Source organism: Desulfothermus naphthae, from assembly GCF_054657475.1.
Genome location: NZ_BAAHYQ010000003.1, coordinates 433,186 through 450,768, shown reverse-complemented (window position 1 = coordinate 450,768; position 17,583 = coordinate 433,186). Strand labels below are relative to the sequence as shown.

At 36.5% G+C, this 17,583-nt stretch carries 21 protein-coding genes; 8 read left to right on the top strand and 13 right to left on the bottom strand.

Annotated features, from left to right (window positions below; all coding sequences use genetic code 11):
- Positions 1-101: 101 nt before the first annotated feature.
- Together ACYQ1E_RS13740 and ACYQ1E_RS13735 are read right to left on the bottom strand one after the other, a co-directional pair.
- Complete coding sequence (locus tag ACYQ1E_RS13740) at positions 102-518, bottom strand: type II toxin-antitoxin system VapC family toxin (RefSeq protein ID WP_027354846.1); 417 nt, start codon at positions 516-518, stop codon at positions 102-104.
- On the bottom strand, positions 511-690 hold the full coding sequence (locus ACYQ1E_RS13735; protein WP_027354845.1) for a hypothetical protein: 180 nt from the start codon (positions 688-690) through the stop codon (positions 511-513). Before ACYQ1E_RS13735 ends, ACYQ1E_RS13740 begins: the two co-directional genes overlap by 8 nt.
- A 261-nt stretch (positions 691-951) precedes the next feature.
- Here ACYQ1E_RS13735 and ACYQ1E_RS13730 point away from each other — a divergent pair, with 261 nt between their 5' ends.
- Together ACYQ1E_RS13730 and ACYQ1E_RS13725 are read left to right on the top strand one after the other, a co-directional pair.
- Entirely contained in the window at positions 952-1,866 is a 915-nt protein-coding gene (locus ACYQ1E_RS13730; protein WP_459874719.1) for a tyrosine-type recombinase/integrase, read from the top strand.
- Complete coding sequence (locus tag ACYQ1E_RS13725; RefSeq protein WP_459874725.1) at positions 1,863-2,942, top strand: IS91 family transposase; 1,080 nt, start codon at positions 1,863-1,865, stop codon at positions 2,940-2,942. The genes ACYQ1E_RS13730 and ACYQ1E_RS13725 overlap by 4 nt, the downstream gene beginning before the upstream one ends.
- Before the next feature lie 341 nt (positions 2,943-3,283).
- On the opposite strand, the gene ACYQ1E_RS13720 is transcribed toward ACYQ1E_RS13725, so the two are convergent.
- Positions 3,284-4,726: a hypothetical protein gene (locus ACYQ1E_RS13720; RefSeq protein WP_459880553.1), complete on the bottom strand. Its 1,443-nt coding sequence runs from the start codon at positions 4,724-4,726 to the stop codon at positions 3,284-3,286.
- Between the two features lie 253 nt (positions 4,727-4,979).
- Between ACYQ1E_RS13720 and ACYQ1E_RS13715 the strand changes: the two genes are divergently transcribed.
- Both ACYQ1E_RS13715 and ACYQ1E_RS13710 read left to right on the top strand, forming a co-directional pair.
- A complete protein-coding gene (locus tag ACYQ1E_RS13715) occupies positions 4,980-5,894 on the top strand; it encodes a tyrosine-type recombinase/integrase (protein WP_459874719.1) in 915 nt (304 codons plus the stop codon).
- Positions 5,891-6,970, top strand: coding sequence for an IS91 family transposase (locus ACYQ1E_RS13710; protein ID WP_459880550.1), 1,080 nt, complete (start codon positions 5,891-5,893; stop codon positions 6,968-6,970). The genes ACYQ1E_RS13715 and ACYQ1E_RS13710 overlap by 4 nt, the downstream gene beginning before the upstream one ends.
- 341 nt (positions 6,971-7,311) lie before the next feature.
- Here the strand turns inward: ACYQ1E_RS13710 and ACYQ1E_RS13705 are convergent, their stop codons facing one another.
- The 8 genes from ACYQ1E_RS13705 to ACYQ1E_RS13670 form a co-directional block, all read right to left on the bottom strand.
- The gene (locus ACYQ1E_RS13705) at positions 7,312-7,548 is read right to left on the bottom strand and encodes a YlcI/YnfO family protein (protein WP_459880547.1); all 237 of its coding nucleotides are present in this window, start codon (positions 7,546-7,548) and stop codon (positions 7,312-7,314) included.
- Positions 7,545-7,973: a putative toxin-antitoxin system toxin component, PIN family gene (locus tag ACYQ1E_RS13700; RefSeq protein WP_459880545.1), complete on the bottom strand. Its 429-nt coding sequence runs from the start codon at positions 7,971-7,973 to the stop codon at positions 7,545-7,547. The genes ACYQ1E_RS13705 and ACYQ1E_RS13700 overlap by 4 nt, the downstream gene beginning before the upstream one ends.
- Before the next feature lie 139 nt (positions 7,974-8,112).
- Positions 8,113-8,484 carry a helix-turn-helix domain-containing protein gene (locus ACYQ1E_RS13695; protein WP_459880542.1) on the bottom strand — a complete coding sequence of 124 codons (372 nt, stop codon included), beginning with the start codon at positions 8,482-8,484 and terminating at the stop codon, positions 8,113-8,115.
- Positions 8,481-8,735, bottom strand: coding sequence for a type II toxin-antitoxin system RelE family toxin (locus ACYQ1E_RS13690; protein WP_459880539.1), 255 nt, complete (start codon positions 8,733-8,735; stop codon positions 8,481-8,483). The genes ACYQ1E_RS13695 and ACYQ1E_RS13690 overlap by 4 nt, the downstream gene beginning before the upstream one ends.
- 171 nt (positions 8,736-8,906) lie before the next feature.
- Positions 8,907-9,305, bottom strand: coding sequence for a type II toxin-antitoxin system VapC family toxin (locus tag ACYQ1E_RS13685; RefSeq protein WP_459880536.1), 399 nt, complete (start codon positions 9,303-9,305; stop codon positions 8,907-8,909).
- The gene (locus ACYQ1E_RS13680; RefSeq protein WP_459875160.1) at positions 9,293-9,487 is read right to left on the bottom strand and encodes a hypothetical protein; all 195 of its coding nucleotides are present in this window, start codon (positions 9,485-9,487) and stop codon (positions 9,293-9,295) included. The genes ACYQ1E_RS13685 and ACYQ1E_RS13680 overlap by 13 nt, the downstream gene beginning before the upstream one ends.
- Positions 9,488-9,584: 97 nt before the next feature.
- A complete protein-coding gene (locus ACYQ1E_RS13675) occupies positions 9,585-9,761 on the bottom strand; it encodes a HepT-like ribonuclease domain-containing protein (RefSeq protein ID WP_459881794.1) in 177 nt (58 codons plus the stop codon).
- 186 nt (positions 9,762-9,947) lie between these two features.
- Entirely contained in the window at positions 9,948-10,232 is a 285-nt protein-coding gene (locus tag ACYQ1E_RS13670) for a nucleotidyltransferase family protein (RefSeq protein ID WP_459880533.1), read from the bottom strand.
- A 217-nt stretch (positions 10,233-10,449) separates the two neighbouring features.
- On the opposite strand from ACYQ1E_RS13670, the gene ACYQ1E_RS13665 reads away from it, so the two are divergent.
- Entirely contained in the window at positions 10,450-11,364 is a 915-nt protein-coding gene (locus ACYQ1E_RS13665) for a tyrosine-type recombinase/integrase (protein WP_459880531.1), read from the top strand.
- The gene (locus tag ACYQ1E_RS13660) at positions 11,361-12,440 is read left to right on the top strand and encodes an IS91 family transposase (protein WP_459880528.1); all 1,080 of its coding nucleotides are present in this window, start codon (positions 11,361-11,363) and stop codon (positions 12,438-12,440) included. The genes ACYQ1E_RS13665 and ACYQ1E_RS13660 overlap by 4 nt, the downstream gene beginning before the upstream one ends.
- A 341-nt stretch (positions 12,441-12,781) precedes the next feature.
- On the opposite strand, the gene ACYQ1E_RS13655 is transcribed toward ACYQ1E_RS13660, so the two are convergent.
- Entirely contained in the window at positions 12,782-13,879 is a 1,098-nt protein-coding gene (locus ACYQ1E_RS13655; protein ID WP_459880525.1) for a ComEC/Rec2 family competence protein, read from the bottom strand.
- 234 nt (positions 13,880-14,113) lie between these two features.
- Here ACYQ1E_RS13655 and ACYQ1E_RS13650 point away from each other — a divergent pair, with 234 nt between their 5' ends.
- Positions 14,114-15,028 carry a tyrosine-type recombinase/integrase gene (locus ACYQ1E_RS13650; protein ID WP_459874719.1) on the top strand — a complete coding sequence of 305 codons (915 nt, stop codon included), beginning with the start codon at positions 14,114-14,116 and terminating at the stop codon, positions 15,026-15,028.
- On the top strand, positions 15,025-16,104 hold the full coding sequence (locus tag ACYQ1E_RS13645; protein ID WP_459874725.1) for an IS91 family transposase: 1,080 nt from the start codon (positions 15,025-15,027) through the stop codon (positions 16,102-16,104). Before ACYQ1E_RS13650 ends, ACYQ1E_RS13645 begins: the two co-directional genes overlap by 4 nt.
- Before the next feature lie 345 nt (positions 16,105-16,449).
- On the opposite strand, the gene ACYQ1E_RS13640 is transcribed toward ACYQ1E_RS13645, so the two are convergent.
- Positions 16,450-17,487, bottom strand: coding sequence for a hypothetical protein (locus ACYQ1E_RS13640; protein ID WP_459880522.1), 1,038 nt, complete (start codon positions 17,485-17,487; stop codon positions 16,450-16,452).
- Between the last annotated feature and the right edge of the window lie 96 nt (positions 17,488-17,583).

The window sequence follows — 17,583 nt, the reverse complement described above, 5'->3', positions numbered from 1 at the left end:
ACACCGAACGCAAAGCTCAGCGGCGAGCAACCGCCAAGCCGTAGGCGCAGGCGGGTTGCGAGTCCACTGGAGCGCCTTGTTAGCGTAACCGTTTGTAATGATTATATTTCTTTTATACTTATTTCCTTTATTCGTCTAAAATCAGAAACATTTCTCGTAACTATAGTTGAAACACCATATGAAATGCCAATACTAGCTATTTCCACATCATGTATCCATAAACCACGAGGATTATATTTTTGAATTAATTCCTCAAAGATTTTAAATGATTTCGGGGTGGGATAAAGCACAACAATATCTCTTAATAATTCTTTTAATATCTCCAAACATTCACCTGTTGATAATCCTATCTCTACATTTCTTGTCAAGACTACTAAAAATTCAGAAATATTCTTTGATGTTGTAAAAAGTCTTACTTCTGGATCTAATAAAATATTCCATGCTCGGTTATGAAACTGAGAATCAGCATCAACTGCGTAAATAAGAACATTTGTGTCTATTAATATAGAATTACTCATATGCCATTTTTCTTATGTTTACTTTGTCAAATTTTCCTTGTAAATGAAGAGTTTTTATTCGTTTTTCCTTTTGAATGTTATTTTTTAAAATTTTAATATATTTTTCTAACTGAAATAAATATTCTTCTGGGATAGAGTCAATTTCTTTTTTTATTTTTTCTTTTAATTCCATTTATTTTACCCTTTTTTAACTTTATTAAAAAAATAGTCTAAATTATATATCCTTATACGCTAACACCCGGGGTCACCTGCCGCCATGAAGCGCCACCGAAATGGCGGTCAGGTGCACCCATTTGTTGGACGAAGCCGCTAAAGCGGCAAGCAATTTTAGGTAATTATACTTCGGATAATTAATGATTGCAATATAAAGTTTATGTGATAAAAGGTTAGCTAGTATTGAGCCAAGAAGAGGCTCTTAAATTAGGAGGTTATAATGAACACAAACATGCCCACTGACCCCAAATTCAATGCTTATTATCAAAAACATGTTAAGTTACTGAAATTAAGCGGATTTCAGCCAAAAACAATTGAGGCATATTCTAGGGCACTTAGGCGAATCGGAAATTACTTTGATTGTAAAATATCCGACCTATCCTCTGACCAGCTTCTGGATTACTTCAACGATCTTCGGGCAAGCCACTCCTGGAGTGCCGTCAAGCTCGATCTCTATGGTCTCAAATTTTTTTATTCCTATGTGCTGAAAAAAACATGGGAAAATATCCCTTTGATTAAACCGCCAAAAACATCCAGAATTCCTGATATTCTGACTATAGAAGAACTTCAACGATTAATAACAGCTACCAGAAGTTTGAGTTACAAAGTTTTCTTTTTCACACTCTATTCATTGGGATTGCGGTTGGGTGAGGGAATTGAGCTTCACCTCGGAGATATCGACTATACAAACATGAGGGTTCATATTCGTGATGCCAAGGGCAGAAAAGATAGATTAGTCCCATTGCCACGGAAAACCTTACAGGTACTCAGAAATTTTTGGAGAGTTCACAAACATCCACGCTTTATATTCCCAAATCGCAAAAGAGGTCGTAAAAACGCCCATCTTGTTGACAAACCACTGGATAGAAGTGGCATCCAGACTGCCATGAAAGTAGTTGTCACAGAACTAGAAATTAGAAAAAAAATTTCATGTCACTCTCTTCGCCACAGTTATGCGACACATATGCTGGAGGCCGGAGTTGACCTTGTAGAATTACAGAAAATCCTGGGGCATGTCAGCATCCTCACAACCTCAAAATACACACACCTTACCAACAAAACCGGAACCAATGCTCAAAAGGCTGCAAACTTCCTCAGCAATCACCTTGAAATCAGATGGGGAGATGTGCAATGATTTACCTTTCTTCTATCATAACCCAATTCAAAGATTCTTTTTTTGTAAAGTATAAAAATTTCGTCCTGCCGGCCCATAAAAAGGCCCTACATGTCATGGAACATTGCAGGGATAAACATGGCCCTCTCATGTTAGCACGGTGCTCAAATGATAACTGCTCCCACACCGTTTATATTCCACATTCATGTGGACACAGAAGTTGTCCTCACTGCCAGAACCATGAAAACCAGCAATGGATAGAAAATCAGTTGAGCAAAAAACTTCCCGCTACTTACTGGCTGATTACATTTACTCTTCCCACTCAGCTCAGAAACCTGGCATGGAAAAATCAAAAAACCTTCTATTCCCTGATGTTTGAATCTGTCCAGGAAACCTTGAAGACTTTTGTAAAAAACGATAAAAAACTTGGCGGTGCAGCAGGCTTTATTGCCGTACTTCATACCCATTCCCGCAACCTTAACTATCATCCCCACATCCATGTAATCATGCCTGCAGCCAGCATCAATACAAAAACAGGGCTGTGGCGAACAAAATCCACTAAATACCTCTTTAACCAAAAGGCTCTTGGAACCGTGTTTAGGGCTAAACTCCTGCACGCCATTGTAGATGCAAAACTTAGACTCCCCAAAAATTGCTCCAAAAAATGGATCGTCCACTGTAAAAACGTCGGAAACGCTGAAAAGGCCATTGTCTATCTTGGCAATTATCTTTACAGAGGAGTTATTCGGGAAAAGGACATCTTAAAATGCAAAAACGGAAAGGTCACCTTCAGATACTTCCATGCCAAAACCAGGCAATATAAAACCAGAACCGTTTCAGGTGAATACTTCCTCTATCTCATTATGCTCCATGTATTGCCTAAAGGCTTTAGAAGAAGCAGAAGTTATGGCTTTCTTCACTCATGCAGCAAGAAATTAATCTGTTTTTTACAGTTGATACTCCGTATTAATCCATTCACCAAATGGAAACGAAAACCAAAACCGTCAATAGTCTGCCCCCTCTGTGGAAATAGCATGAAGATTATAAAAACAATGATACCTGGATTATTACCATCGCAACCTGGTTATTGTACATGAAAGGGGCTGGGAGGATGATTATGTAAGCTCAAACCATATATGATTCAAAAAACCGGAGATCTTTTAAAATCCCCGGCAAAGGATAGTTATACCCTAAAAACAGAATTTTTTACCTGAAAATTGCCTGGATATTAAAAAAAATGACAATCGCAACAACAAATCAACTTCCCATAGCATTGGTTAATCCAACCAATGCCCCTTACCACCACTTTCCTTGATCAACACTCCATAGCCACAAAAAGATATTTTCTATATTTAACCGGGCTTGTCCAACAAACGGTTCAGATTGTGGTTCGCTCTCTTACGCTCGCTCTCACAATCTAACCTTATTCGTTATGCAATTAAATAAATGAGATTGTCTCTTTATAACGTTTATCCTCGCTAAGATTTGGTAGTTTCTGCTGAGGGAAGTTGATAATTAAATCAAGTAATTTATTTATATGAATATCAGTCGTTTTAGATTTTAATAATTTTGCAAGTTCTCTCATCCTTCTATCTGCCTTTGGCATATCTAAATCAAAAACAAATTCTCTGTCTTGAAATAATTTGAGATATTCTTTAATCTCATTTATAGAAAACATATCAATATATTTTTTATAGTATGGCACTGCTCTTTCATCTACCCCTTCCCGATAACCCCTGCCATTACCACAATAACATATACAAATTACTTTTACGAATATTTTCCTCACTGATTCTGGTATACCACTTCTAGGAATCGACTCTTCTATTGACTTGGCATGGGGATATTCATTGTAGAAATTATACCAATCAAAGTGAACACTTCTTAGGTTTTGTAGCTTTTCTAAAAGTTCTGCTGCAAGGCTATCCTCGTCTTTATATTTTAATCCATTCACAATTTCTAAAAAACGGTGGGTTGCGTCTTTTCTATCAACATCTCCATTCTTTCTATATAAACCAAATTTTGAGCCAATTTGATATTTGATTTCCTCTGATGTTATTTTCCATATATACGGAGCTAATTTCTCAATATTTCTTTTTACAATGGGCTCTTGTCTTGGATCACAATACATACCGAATATTGATAATATAAAATCATTAATTCGTTCCTGAGGTTGTTTAGAAATATCTTGCCCTATTATATAGAAATCCTCATCAGGAATTTCATTTGTTCTTATATTATTTAATAATCTTTTTATCTGAATAACTGAATGATCTGGTCTGGCTGTAATTGCATATTTCAAGCAATGCTCTAATAAAGAAAGCATTTCAATGCCTGAAATATCATTTTCATTAGGATGTGCTGAACTAGCATGATTTCTTAAATAGTTAACATGTTCTAGCCTCTTAAAATTTACATCATTAATAAGACCTATTCTTCTAGATATCTCTAAAAGATCATGTTCGGAAATAATATCTAAATCTTCTTTAGTATGTAAATTTCTATATCTCCCACATAGGGATTCGGCTACAGTGAAAAAATATTGTAGATCGAAGGAAACTATGATATTTTTTATTGCTTTAATAGTTTCATCCCATAAATATGCTAAGGCTCCATCAAATAATCCAACTGTTATTGCTACAGTAAATTTTGATAAATAATATGCTTTTTTTCTTTGAGCTATTGGTAAAATCTCCAAAGTACTTTCAAGGGCATGAATAACTTTCCTTCGCTCAGATATCGGTGACAAAACATTCTCCGTAGGTAGATTAATATAGCCAAGTAATTCTGACAAAGGAGCATTTAGAGTTTTTATAGATGTTTCTATTTCACTTGGCCCCTTTTGAGTCGGAATGATACATATATCTTTCACTTTATCCATACTATTCTCCTTTTTCATTTCATAGCATAACGTTAAAAGTCACCAGCCGACAAGACGCAAGCCCGAAGGGAGCAGCGGAATGGCGGTCTGGTGCACTGAATTGTTGCACTGAATTGTTGGACGAAGCCGCTAAAGCGGCAAGCAATTTTAGGTAATTATACTTCGGATAATTAATGATTGCAATATAAAGTTTATGTGATAAAAGGTTAGCTAGTATTGAGCCAAGAAGAGGCTCTTAAATTAGGAGGTTATAATGAACACAAACATGCCCACTGACCCCAAATTCAATGCTTATTATCAAAAACATGTTAAGTTACTGAAATTAAGCGGATTTCAGCCAAAAACAATTGAGGCATATTCTAGGGCACTTAGGCGAATCGGAAATTACTTTGATTGTAAAATATCCGACCTATCCTCTGACCAGCTTCTGGATTACTTCAACGATCTTCGGGCAAGCCACTCCTGGAGTGCCGTCAAGCTCGATCTCTATGGTCTCAAATTTTTTTATTCCTATGTGCTGAAAAAAACATGGGAAAATATCCCTTTGATTAAACCGCCAAAAACATCCAGAATTCCTGATATTCTGACTATAGAAGAACTTCAACGATTAATAACAGCTACCAGAAGTTTGAGTTACAAAGTTTTCTTTTTCACACTCTATTCATTGGGATTGCGGTTGGGTGAGGGAATTGAGCTTCACCTCGGAGATATCGACTATACAAACATGAGGGTTCATATTCGTGATGCCAAGGGCAGAAAAGATAGATTAGTCCCATTGCCACGGAAAACCTTACAGGTACTCAGAAATTTTTGGAGAGTTCACAAACATCCACGCTTTATATTCCCAAATCGCAAAAGAGGTCGTAAAAACGCCCATCTTGTTGACAAACCACTGGATAGAAGTGGCATCCAGACTGCCATGAAAGTAGTTGTCACAGAACTAGAAATTAGAAAAAAAATTTCATGTCACTCTCTTCGCCACAGTTATGCGACACATATGCTGGAGGCCGGAGTTGACCTTGTAGAATTACAGAAAATCCTGGGGCATGTCAGCATCCTCACAACCTCAAAATACACACACCTTACCAACAAAACCGGAACCAATGCTCAAAAGGCTGCAAACTTCCTCAGCAATCACCTTGAAATCAGATGGGGAGATGTGCAATGATTTACCTTTCTTCTATCATAACCCAATTCAAAGATTCTTTTTTTGTAAAGTATAAAAATTTCGTCCTGCCGGCCCATAAAAAGGCCCTACATGTCATGGAACATTGCAGGGATAAACATGGCCCTCTCATGTTAGCACGGTGCTCAAATGATAACTGCTCCCACACCGTTTATATTCCACATTCATGTGGACACAGAAGTTGTCCTCACTGCCAGAACCATGAAAACCAGCAATGGATAGAAAATCAGTTGAGCAAAAAACTTCCCGCTACTTACTGGCTGATTACATTTACTCTTCCCACTCAACTCAGAAACCTGGCATGGAAAAATCAAAAAACCTTCTATTCCCTGATGTTTGCATCTGTCCAGGAAACCCTGAAGACTTTTGTAAAAAACGATAAAAAACTTGGCGGTGCAGCAGGCTTTATTGCCGTACTTCATACCCATTCCCGCAACCTTAACTATCATCCCCACATCCATGTAATCATGCCTGCAGCCAGCATCAATACAAAAACAGGGCTGTGGCGAACAAAATCCACTAAATACCTCTTTAACCAAAAGGCTCTTGGAACCGTGTTTAGGGCAAAACTCCTGCACGCCATTGTAGATGCAAGACTTAAACTCCCCAAAAATTGCTCCAAAAAATGGATCGTCCACTGTAAAAACGTCGGAAACGCTGAAAAAGCCATTGTCTATCTTGGCAATTATCTTTACAGAGGAGTTATTCGGGAAAAGGACATCTTAAAATGCAAAAACGGAAAGGTCACCTTCAGATACTTCCATGCCAAAACCAGGCAATATAAAACCAGAACCGTTTCAGGAGAATACTTCCTCTATCTCATTATGCTCCATGTATTGCCTAAAGGCTTTAGAAGAAGCAGAAGTTATGGGTTTCTTCACTCATGCAGCAAGAAATTAATCTGTTTTTTACAGTTGATACTCCGTATTAATCCATTCACCAAATGGAAACGAAAACCAAAACCGTCAATAGTCTGCCCCCTCTGTGGAAATAGCATGAAGATTATAAAAACAATGATACCTGGATTATTACCATCGCAACCTGGTTATTGTACATGAAAGGGGCTGGGAGGATGATTATGTAAGCTCAAACCATATATGATTCAAAAAACCGGAGATCTTTTAAAATCCCCGGTAAAGGATAGTTATGCCCTAAAAACAGAATTTTTTACCTGAAAATTGCCTGGATATTAAAAAAAATGACAATCGCAACAACAAATCAACTTCACATAGCATTGGTTAATCCAACCAATGCCCCTTACCACCACTTTCCTTGATCAACACTCCATAGCCACAAAAAGATATTTTCTATATATAACCGGGCTTGTCCAACAAACGGTTCAGATTGTGGTTCGCTCTCTTACGCTCGCTCTCACAATCTAACCTTATTCGTTATGCTATTACAGCTTATCATATTCAAATGGTTCAACGTCTGGAACTTCTTTTAGAGCATCTAAAAACTTATCCCGTGAAGCTTCCTTAGCTCTTTTTTTTAGATAATCTAAGGTCATTAACGCACTAATCTTCTCTGCTAATGCAGAGGCAATAAACTGATTAATTGATATTCCTTCTTTTTTGGATAACTCTCGTACTGTTTCATGAAGAGAGTTAGGTAATCGTACACTTAATGTGCTCATTTAACGACTCCTATTTTATTTAAAAAATCTTTTGCTGATAGGACTTTTATACCAAATTGTTCTACTCCCTTAAAATCTCTTATATTGTAAGTCACTATATATTTACATCGAGCTGTTACTGCCAATTCGAGTATCATATCGTCCTTCGGATCTCTCAAAAATGGTCTCCATAAATAATAAATTTCATGATGTTCCGATACTAAACACAAATAATTTAAAATATCATTTATTTTTTCATCTGATAGTTTAATTTTTGAACGATTTCGTTTAATAATTGATTTATATTCAATAAATAGTGGTACTGACAATACAATATCAAAATATCCTTGCCCAATTAATGATATTAATTTAAATGAAGCACCACGCCTCGAATATAGAGCTGATAATAATACGTTGGTATCAATTATTATTTTGGGGACTTCCATATAGGTATTATATGCGATACTATAAAAATGTCAACCCCCTAGTCTTATTTAAGCATAACGTTAAAGCTAAGCTGCCGACAACCGCAAGCCTAAGGCGCAGCGGGTTGGCGGTCAGCTTCAGCGCCTTGTTGGGCGCTCTTCAAATTAATATTTCAACATCTATCCCCAAGGCCTCTGCTATTGATTTTAATGTATCTATTGTGGGATTTCTTTTTCCAGTTTCTATCTGAGAAAGATATGAAGACGTAATACCTGCTCGTTTTGCAAGCTCTCTAACCGTAATTTGTTTGTATTCACGCCATGCCCGAATGGGATGGATCCCCTCTAAAATAGCAAAGGTCACTTCACCAGGAATGTTCTGCTCTTCCCCACTCTCTATTGCTTGAACATATTTCTCGATATCCTTTCTGTCTTCAATATCATCCATTAATTCCTGAATTTTTATATATTCTTTATAAGGAATTACTGCCCATTCAGGCTTACCATTTTTTTCAATAATTTGAACATTCATTTATATACTCCACCTCTCGTTTTTATTTTTATAATGTGAATATTTTTTTCACTATCATTAACCAGATAAACTACACACCAATCTCCCACTCGCATCCTGTATCCAGGATGATTGGTTAATTTCTTAATATTTGACATTTTTTCTGGATGGTTAGCTAATTCTTTTATTTTTTTAGCAATTTTTAAGGCTAAATTTCGAGGCATTTTTCGAAGAGTTTTGTCAGCCTGTTTACTAAAAGTGATTTTATACATATAAATATTTTAGCTCTTGGCCATCAACAAGTCAACCCTTCAAACGCTATTAAGCGAGAATTCATAAATATTAGCTTTTTTGAGCCCAACGTTAAAGCTAAGCTGCCGCTATGAGCGCAGCGAAATAGCGGTCAGCTTCAGCGCCTTGTTAGAAATTTTCTATTTTCAATTTCATTTTTTATTGGGTATTTTAAATAAGCTTAAATCCTCTATAAAACGAAAATCTCTAATATTGTAAGTCCATAAACTAATATCATAACAAATAGCCGTAGAAGCTATTAAGGCATCTGGTATCTTCAGTGTATGACTTTTTGAATATTTTTCAATTAAATTTATTGCTATTTCTGTAATCTCTTCGTTTAAAGGCAATATGCTGAACTCACTTAATGCTTTTTTGATTTTGTTTAATTCTCTCTTGTTAAGTGCTCCATAATATAATTCCATTAGAGTAATAGCACTTACTGCAATATCTGCGTTTTCTAAGTTATTCAAAATATTTTTTGTAGTTTCATTGCCTTTTAAGTACTCTATAATTACATCTGTATCACATAAAATTCTTACATTCTCCATGCTTTTTCTCTTAATGTCTCTTTTGTAATATCCCTATCTTTCCAAATACCAAAAATTTCCTCTAATTTTTGTTCTTTTTTATATTTTTGAGATTTTTGAATTTTAACAAAAGGCAATTGTCTCAAAAAATTTATTAAAGCTCTTCCTTCTTTATTATTTTCAACTTCTAAAATAACTTGCATACATTTCTCCCTATTTATCTTTTAATTTTTTCTAACGTTAGAGGTCAGCGGCGAGCGGTTAGCGAGTCCGCTGAACCGACTTGTTAGCCCTTTGATTTTATATGTCTTTTAAAATCTCTTCTATTGTATCTTTAAGCTCTGGCATTTTATTCTTGCATACTTCATAAATTATCTCTATATCAACATCAAAATAATGATGACTTATTATATCCCTCATTCTTTTTATCCCTTTTCTATCAATAGAGGGATATTTAGAAAATAATTTCCCTTCTATAAGTTTATCTTTTTTTTAACACTTTCTCCAATTGCTATAAGTTATATACATATTGAATCCAATTTCTACATACCTCCTAATGAATTGGTAAAATATAATACTTTTCTTACTGGTGCAGAACGATATAGAATAACTTCTAATGCATTATTTATTTGCTGTAAGATTTCCATTATCAATTCCTTATCGTTATACGTAAATAAAATCTCTTTCTATTCTTTTTTTCATAGATGGCTTTATATCATTTGTAAATCTTATAATATCAACATGACTATTAAATTTTTCTTCCAATTCTATTTTTATCCTACCTAATAAAAATAAATCTGCATATTTCTGTCCTACAACTACATCTATATCACTTTCTTGATTATATTTATTTCTTGTTACAGAGCCAAATATACCTATCTTAATAATTTTATCTTTATATTTTTCTTTTATTTTCTGTAATTCTTTTATTATTACTTCTCTATTCACCACTTTTATTTAGGGCTAACGTTAGAGGTCAGCGGCGAGCGGGTAGCGAGTCCGCTGAACCGACTTGTTGAACCGACTTGTTGGACGAAGCCGCTAAAGCGGCAAGCAATTTTAGGTAATTATACTTCGGATAATTAATGATTGCAATATAAAGTTTATGTGATAAAAGGTTAGCTAGTATTGAGCCAAGAAGAGGCTCTTAAATTAGGAGGTTATAATGAACACAAACATGCCCACTGACCCCAAATTCAATGCTTATTATCAAAAACATGTTAAGTTACTGAAATTAAGCGGATTTCAGCCAAAAACAATTGAGGCATATTCTAGGGCACTTAGGCGAATCGGAAATTACTTTGATTGTAAAATATCCGACCTATCCTCTGACCAGCTTCTGGATTACTTCAACGATCTTCGGGCAAGCCACTCCTGGAGTGCCGTCAAGCTCGATCTCTATGGTCTCAAATTTTTTTATTCCTATGTGCTGAAAAAAACATGGGAAAATATCCCTTTGATTAAACCGCCAAAAACATCCAGAATTCCTGATATTCTGACTATAGAAGAACTTCAACGATTAATAACAGCTACCAGAAGTTTGAGTTACAAAGTTTTCTTTTTCACACTCTATTCATTGGGATTGCGGTTGGGTGAGGGAATTGAGCTTCACCTCGGAGATATCGACTCTACAAACATGAGGGTTCATATTCGTGATGCCAAGGGCAGAAAAGATAGATTAGTCCCATTGCCACGGAAAACCTTACAGGTACTCAGAAATTTTTGGAGAGTTCACAAACATCCACGCTTTATATTCCCAAATCGCAAAAGAGGCCGTAAAAACGCCCATCTTGTTGACAAACCACTGGATAGAAGTGGCATCCAGACTGCCATGAAAGTAGTTGTCACAGAACTAGAAATTAGAAAAAAAATTTCATGTCACTCTCTTCGCCACAGTTATGCGACACATATGCTGGAGGCCGGAGTTGACCTTGTAGAATTACAGAAAATCCTGGGGCATGTCAGCATCCTCACAACCTCAAAATACACACACCTTACCAACAAAACCAGAACCAATGCTCAAAAGGCTGCAAACTTCCTCAGCAATCACCTTGAAATCAGATGGGGAGATGTACAATGATTTACCTTTCTTCTATCATAACCCAATTCAAAGATTCTTTTTTTGTAAAGTATAAAAATTTCGTCCTGCCGGAGCATAAAAAGGCTCTACATGTCATGGAACATTGCAGGGATAAACATGGCCCTCTCATGTTAGCACGGTGCTCAAATGATAATTGCTCCCACACCGTTTATATTCCACATTCATGTGGACACAGAAGTTGTCCTCACTGCCAGAACCATGAAAACCAGCAATGGATAGAAAATCAGTTGAGAAAAAAACTTCCCGCTACTTACTGGCTGATTACATTTACTCTTCCCACTCAGCTCAGAAACCTGGCATGGAAAAATCAAAAAACCTTCTATTCCCTGATGTTTGCATCTGTCCAAGAAACCCTGAAGACTTTTGTAAAAAACGATAAAAAACTTGGCGGTGCAGCAGGCTTTATTGCCGTACTTCATACCCATTCCCGCAACCTTAACTATCATCCCCACATCCATGTAATCATGCCTGCAGCCAGCATCAATACAAAAACAGGGCTGTGGCGAACAAAATCCACTAAATACCTCTTTAACCAAAAGGCTCTTGGAACCGTGTTTAGGGCAAAACTCCTGCACGCCATTGTAGATGCAAAACTTAGACTCCCCAAAAATTGCTCCCAAAAATGGATCGTCCACTGTAAAAACGTGGGAAACGCTGAAAAGGCCATTGTCTATCTTGGCAATTATCTTTACAGAGGAGTTATTCGGGAAAAGGACATCTTAAAATGCAAAAACGGAAAGGTCACCTTCAGATACTTCCATGCCAAAACCAGGCAATATAAAACCAGAACCGTTTCAGGTGAATACTTTCTCTATCTCATTATGCTCCATGTATTGCCTAAAGGCTTTAGAAGAAGCAGAAGTTATGGCTTTCTTCACTCATGCAGCAAGAAATTAATCTGTTTTTTACAGTTGATACTCCGTATTAATCCATTCACCAAATGGAAACGAAAACCAAAACCGTCAATAGTCTGCCCCCTCTGTGGAAATAGCATGAAGATTATAAAAACAATGATACCTGGATTATTACCATCGCAAGCTGGTTATTGTACATGAAAGGGGCTGGAAGGATGATTATGTAAGCTCAAACCATATATGATTCAAAAAACCGGAGATCTTTTAAAATCCCCGGTAAAAGATAGTTATGCCCTAAAAACAGAATTTTTTACCTGAAAATTGCCTGGATATTAAAAAAAATGACAATCGCAACAACAAATCAACTTCACATAGCATTGGTTAATCCAACCAATGCCCCTTACCACCACTTTCCTTGATCAACACTCCATAGCCACAAAAAGATATTTTCTATATATAACCGGGCTTGTCCAACAAACGGTTCAGATTGTGGTTCGCTCTCTTACGCTCGCTCTCACAATCTAACCTTATTCGTTAAGCTTTTAAATATATAATCTCCAGTACCTACCTCTCCAGTAACGTAATGGACGCAAAATAGGATGTGGAATCTCTATATCGCCATTTGCATAAGTATAGAGACATATATGCGAAATCTGTTTGAATTCTGGTTTTATTTTGGGAAACAAATTAGGCCCAACTGAACTAATAGCATAAATAGTTGATAACTGACTTAAAGCATTATGCCAATGTGTTCCATGATGTGGGGTAATTATTATTAAATAATGTGTCAAGTTGCTGACTGATAGATAATTAGAGATTTCTCTTAATTCACTACTTTCCAGATCGCCTAAAAATAAAATTTGATTATTGTATCTAAAAGCTAGACTAAGATGATTTGCAGCATGCTTTAAGGATTTATTAGCCTTTCTCGTTTGTTCTGGAATGCTTCTTATGATATCAAGGTTTCTACATTCAATATAATTTATGTCGCTATCATCGCGATTTTCTACATTAGAATATATATTTTCTCCATCAGTGGCCTGAAAATATTTTTCAATGGATTTATCTTGATTTATTCGATTGTAAATATCATTGAGGACTTTGTCTTCTTTTTTTGCCTCTTCAAAATCATCAATTGCCTTTTTGATAATTTTCAATGCAGATTCATCAATTTCTTTTGGTGGCCATAATATCTCAATGTGAGAACCACCTAACGAAATTATGTCACCTTGAGAAACTGCTTTGTAAGCAAAAGAACATTTGTTTCTTTTGGATAAAAGATTTAAAAAATCTAACTCCATACTACCAGATATATCGCCTAAAAAACGGATATTTATCGCAAACATACATAAAATGAAATCCTTTATTTCCTTTTTTCGAGGTAACTTAGGAAAAAATACCTTTTGTATGGTAGGATGTTGGTGTGGACGACACTTTTGATTGTAAAAAAAACCATTATAATGATCCAAATGAAAGTGGGAAAGAATAAAAACATCAGGATTAATTCTGCAAATACTTTTTCTAAAAACTTGTTTTGGATTTTGTTTACTACCACAATCTATTTGTAAATCACTTCCATCCAGTAGCTTTATTCCAGCGGCCAATCCATCTCCGATATCTGGCAAATAGCATGAAAGCATTTCTTTCTTCCTTTTTTAGCTTAACGTCAAGGGTCACTTGCCGACATGGAGCAAGGCCGAAGGCCGCAGCGAAATGGCGGTCAAGTGGACCCTCTTGTTGGACGAAGCCGCTAAAGCGGCAAGCAATTTTAGGTAATTATACTTCGGATAATTAATGATTGCAATATAAAGTTTATGTGATAAAAGGTTAGCTAGTATTGAGCCAAGAAGAGGCTCTTAAATTAGGAGGTTATAATGAACACAAACATGCCCACTGACCCCAAATTCAATGCTTATTATCAAAAACATGTTAAGTTACTGAAATTAAGCGGATTTCAGCCAAAAACAATTGAGGCATATTCTAGGGCACTTAGGCGAATCGGAAATTACTTTGATTGTAAAATATCCGACCTATCCTCTGACCAGCTTCTGGATTACTTCAACGATCTTCGGGCAAGCCACTCCTGGAGTGCCGTCAAGCTCGATCTCTATGGTCTCAAATTTTTTTATTCCTATGTGCTGAAAAAAACATGGGAAAATATCCCTTTGATTAAACCGCCAAAAACATCCAGAATTCCTGATATTCTGACTATAGAAGAACTTCAACGATTAATAACAGCTACCAGAAGTTTGAGTTACAAAGTTTTCTTTTTCACACTCTATTCATTGGGATTGCGGTTGGGTGAGGGAATTGAGCTTCACCTCGGAGATATCGACTATACAAACATGAGGGTTCATATTCGTGATGCCAAGGGCAGAAAAGATAGATTAGTCCCATTGCCACGGAAAACCTTACAGGTACTCAGAAATTTTTGGAGAGTTCACAAACATCCACGCTTTATATTCCCAAATCGCAAAAGAGGTCGTAAAAACGCCCATCTTGTTGACAAACCACTGGATAGAAGTGGCATCCAGACTGCCATGAAAGTAGTTGTCACAGAACTAGAAATTAGAAAAAAAATTTCATGTCACTCTCTTCGCCACAGTTATGCGACACATATGCTGGAGGCCGGAGTTGACCTTGTAGAATTACAGAAAATCCTGGGGCATGTCAGCATCCTCACAACCTCAAAATACACACACCTTACCAACAAAACCGGAACCAATGCTCAAAAAGCTGCAAACTTCCTCAGCAATCACCTTGAAATCAGATGGGGAGATGTGCAATGATTTACCTTTCTTCTATCATAACCCAATTCAAAGATTCTTTTTTTGTAAAGTATAAAAATTTCGTCCTGCCGGCCCATAAAAAGGCCCTACATGTCATGGAACATTGCAGGGATAAACATGGCCCTCTCATGTTAGCACGGTGCTCAAATGATAACTGCTCCCACACCGTTTATATTCCACATTCATGTGGACACAGAAGTTGTCCTCACTGCCAGAACCATGAAAACCAGCAATGGATAGAAAATCAGTTGAGCAAAAAACTTCCCGCTACTTACTGGCTGATTACATTTACTCTTCCCACTCAGCTCAGAAACCTGGCATGGAAAAATCAAAAAACCTTCTATTCCCTGATGTTTGAATCTGTCCAGGAAACCTTGAAGACTTTTGTAAAAAACGATAAAAAACTTGGCGGTGCAGCAGGCTTTATTGCCGTACTTCATACCCATTCCCGCAACCTTAACTATCATCCCCACATCCATGTAATCATGCCTGCAGCCAGCATCAATACAAAAACAGGGCTGTGGCGAACAAAATCCACTAAATACCTCTTTAACCAAAAGGCTCTTGGAACCGTGTTTAGGGCTAAACTCCTGCACGCCATTGTAGATGCAAAACTTAGACTCCCCAAAAATTGCTCCAAAAAATGGATCGTCCACTGTAAAAACGTCGGAAACGCTGAAAAGGCCATTGTCTATCTTGGCAATTATCTTTACAGAGGAGTTATTCGGGAAAAGGACATCTTAAAATGCAAAAACGGAAAGGTCACCTTCAGATACTTCCATGCCAAAACCAGGCAATATAAAACCAGAACCGTTTCAGGTGAATACTTCCTCTATCTCATTATGCTCCATGTATTGCCTAAAGGCTTTAGAAGAAGCAGAAGTTATGGCTTTCTTCACTCATGCAGCAAGAAATTAATCTGTTTTTTACAGTTGATACTCCGTATTAATCCATTCACCAAATGGAAACGAAAACCAAAACCGTCAATAGTCTGCCCCCTCTGTGGAAATAGCATGAAGATTATAAAAACAATGATACCTGGATTATTACCATCGCAACCTGGTTATTGTACATGAAAGGGGCTGGGAGGATGATTATGTAAGCTCAAACCATATATGATTCAAAAAACCGGAGATCTTTTAAAATCCCCGGCAAAGGATAGTTATACCCTAAAAACAGAATTTTTTACCTGAAAATTGCCTGGATATTAAAAAAAATGACAATCGCAACAACAAATCAACTTCCCATAGCATTGGTTAATCCAACCAATGCCCCTTACCACCACTTTCCTTGATCAACACTCCATAGCCACAAAAAGATATTTTCTATATTTAACCGGGCTTGTCCAACAAACGGTTCAGATTGTGGTTCGCTCTCTTACGCTCGCTCTCACAATCTAACCTTATTCGTTATGTACAATTTTATTCAATATTATCTTTATTTTTTCTTCGTCTCATAGTCATTGGTATAGAATGCAAAAACTCCTCAAGAAGCATTGGCAACTCCTTGAATAGAATATAAATATCTTTATTACCCATCATTTCCATTCCCATAGGACTATCCATTACTAATTCCGACAATTTTCTCATATCCTTAATAGCGTATCTAACTCCTTCAACATCCCCTTCTCTAGCTCTTCTATATGCTTCTATACCAATTTCATATAACCATGGGGCCTCATCTCTGAATAATCCAAGCAAAACTAATATCCCAACAGGAGATCCAGACTCAGGTAATATGCGTGCCATCTTACGAAGCATATATGGATCAAATTTCCTATAGAGTCTCTTTTTACTTGAAATATTATCAATATCTTGTATTCTATAAAATAATTCTTTGATGTTTGTGCGTATTTCATCTCGAATAACTTCTATATTTTGTGAAGTAACTTTTTCCTCCAACTTGGCTAAATTGATGCTGAGATTAGAAATAGCAGCAACAATATCAGCTAAAGAACGTTCTTCCGGTTTATCACTTTGACGAAGTATTTGAAGATCTAAAGAAATAGAAATTGGAGTTTCAATTTCTTCATCATTTTTTTCTAATGACTTGATCTGCTCAATTATTTCATTTTTAGCTGATTCAACACTATCTAAATCTCTATGATCAAAAATTACAGTTCTCAACCCTGCAACATCAAAAGGAATTCTTTCCCCTTTTTTTATTATCTGAACCAATGGCTTTTTTATTGCGTGTCTTATGGCCAACTCATAAAAAACATTTGGATTTGTTTCCGTTAAATCTGCAATTACCAAAGGATCGTTCACTACATGTTGAATAACCTGACTTGTAATAACGCCTGGCTTATCTATTTCATCAGCACGTACTGCGTAATACCCACACTGTTCTACAGCAGGTCTAATAATATGGCGCAATACTTGATCTGAACGTTTTCTTGTGTCTGAATCAGGTTCCCCAATAGGAGCAATCACAAAACATTGCTTCTTTTTTTCATCCATATAATCATTCCCCTATTTACATAACGATCAAGCTCACTGGCTGGCATGGAGCGCAGCGGAATGCCAGTCCAGTGCAGCGCCTTGTTCTGCATTTAT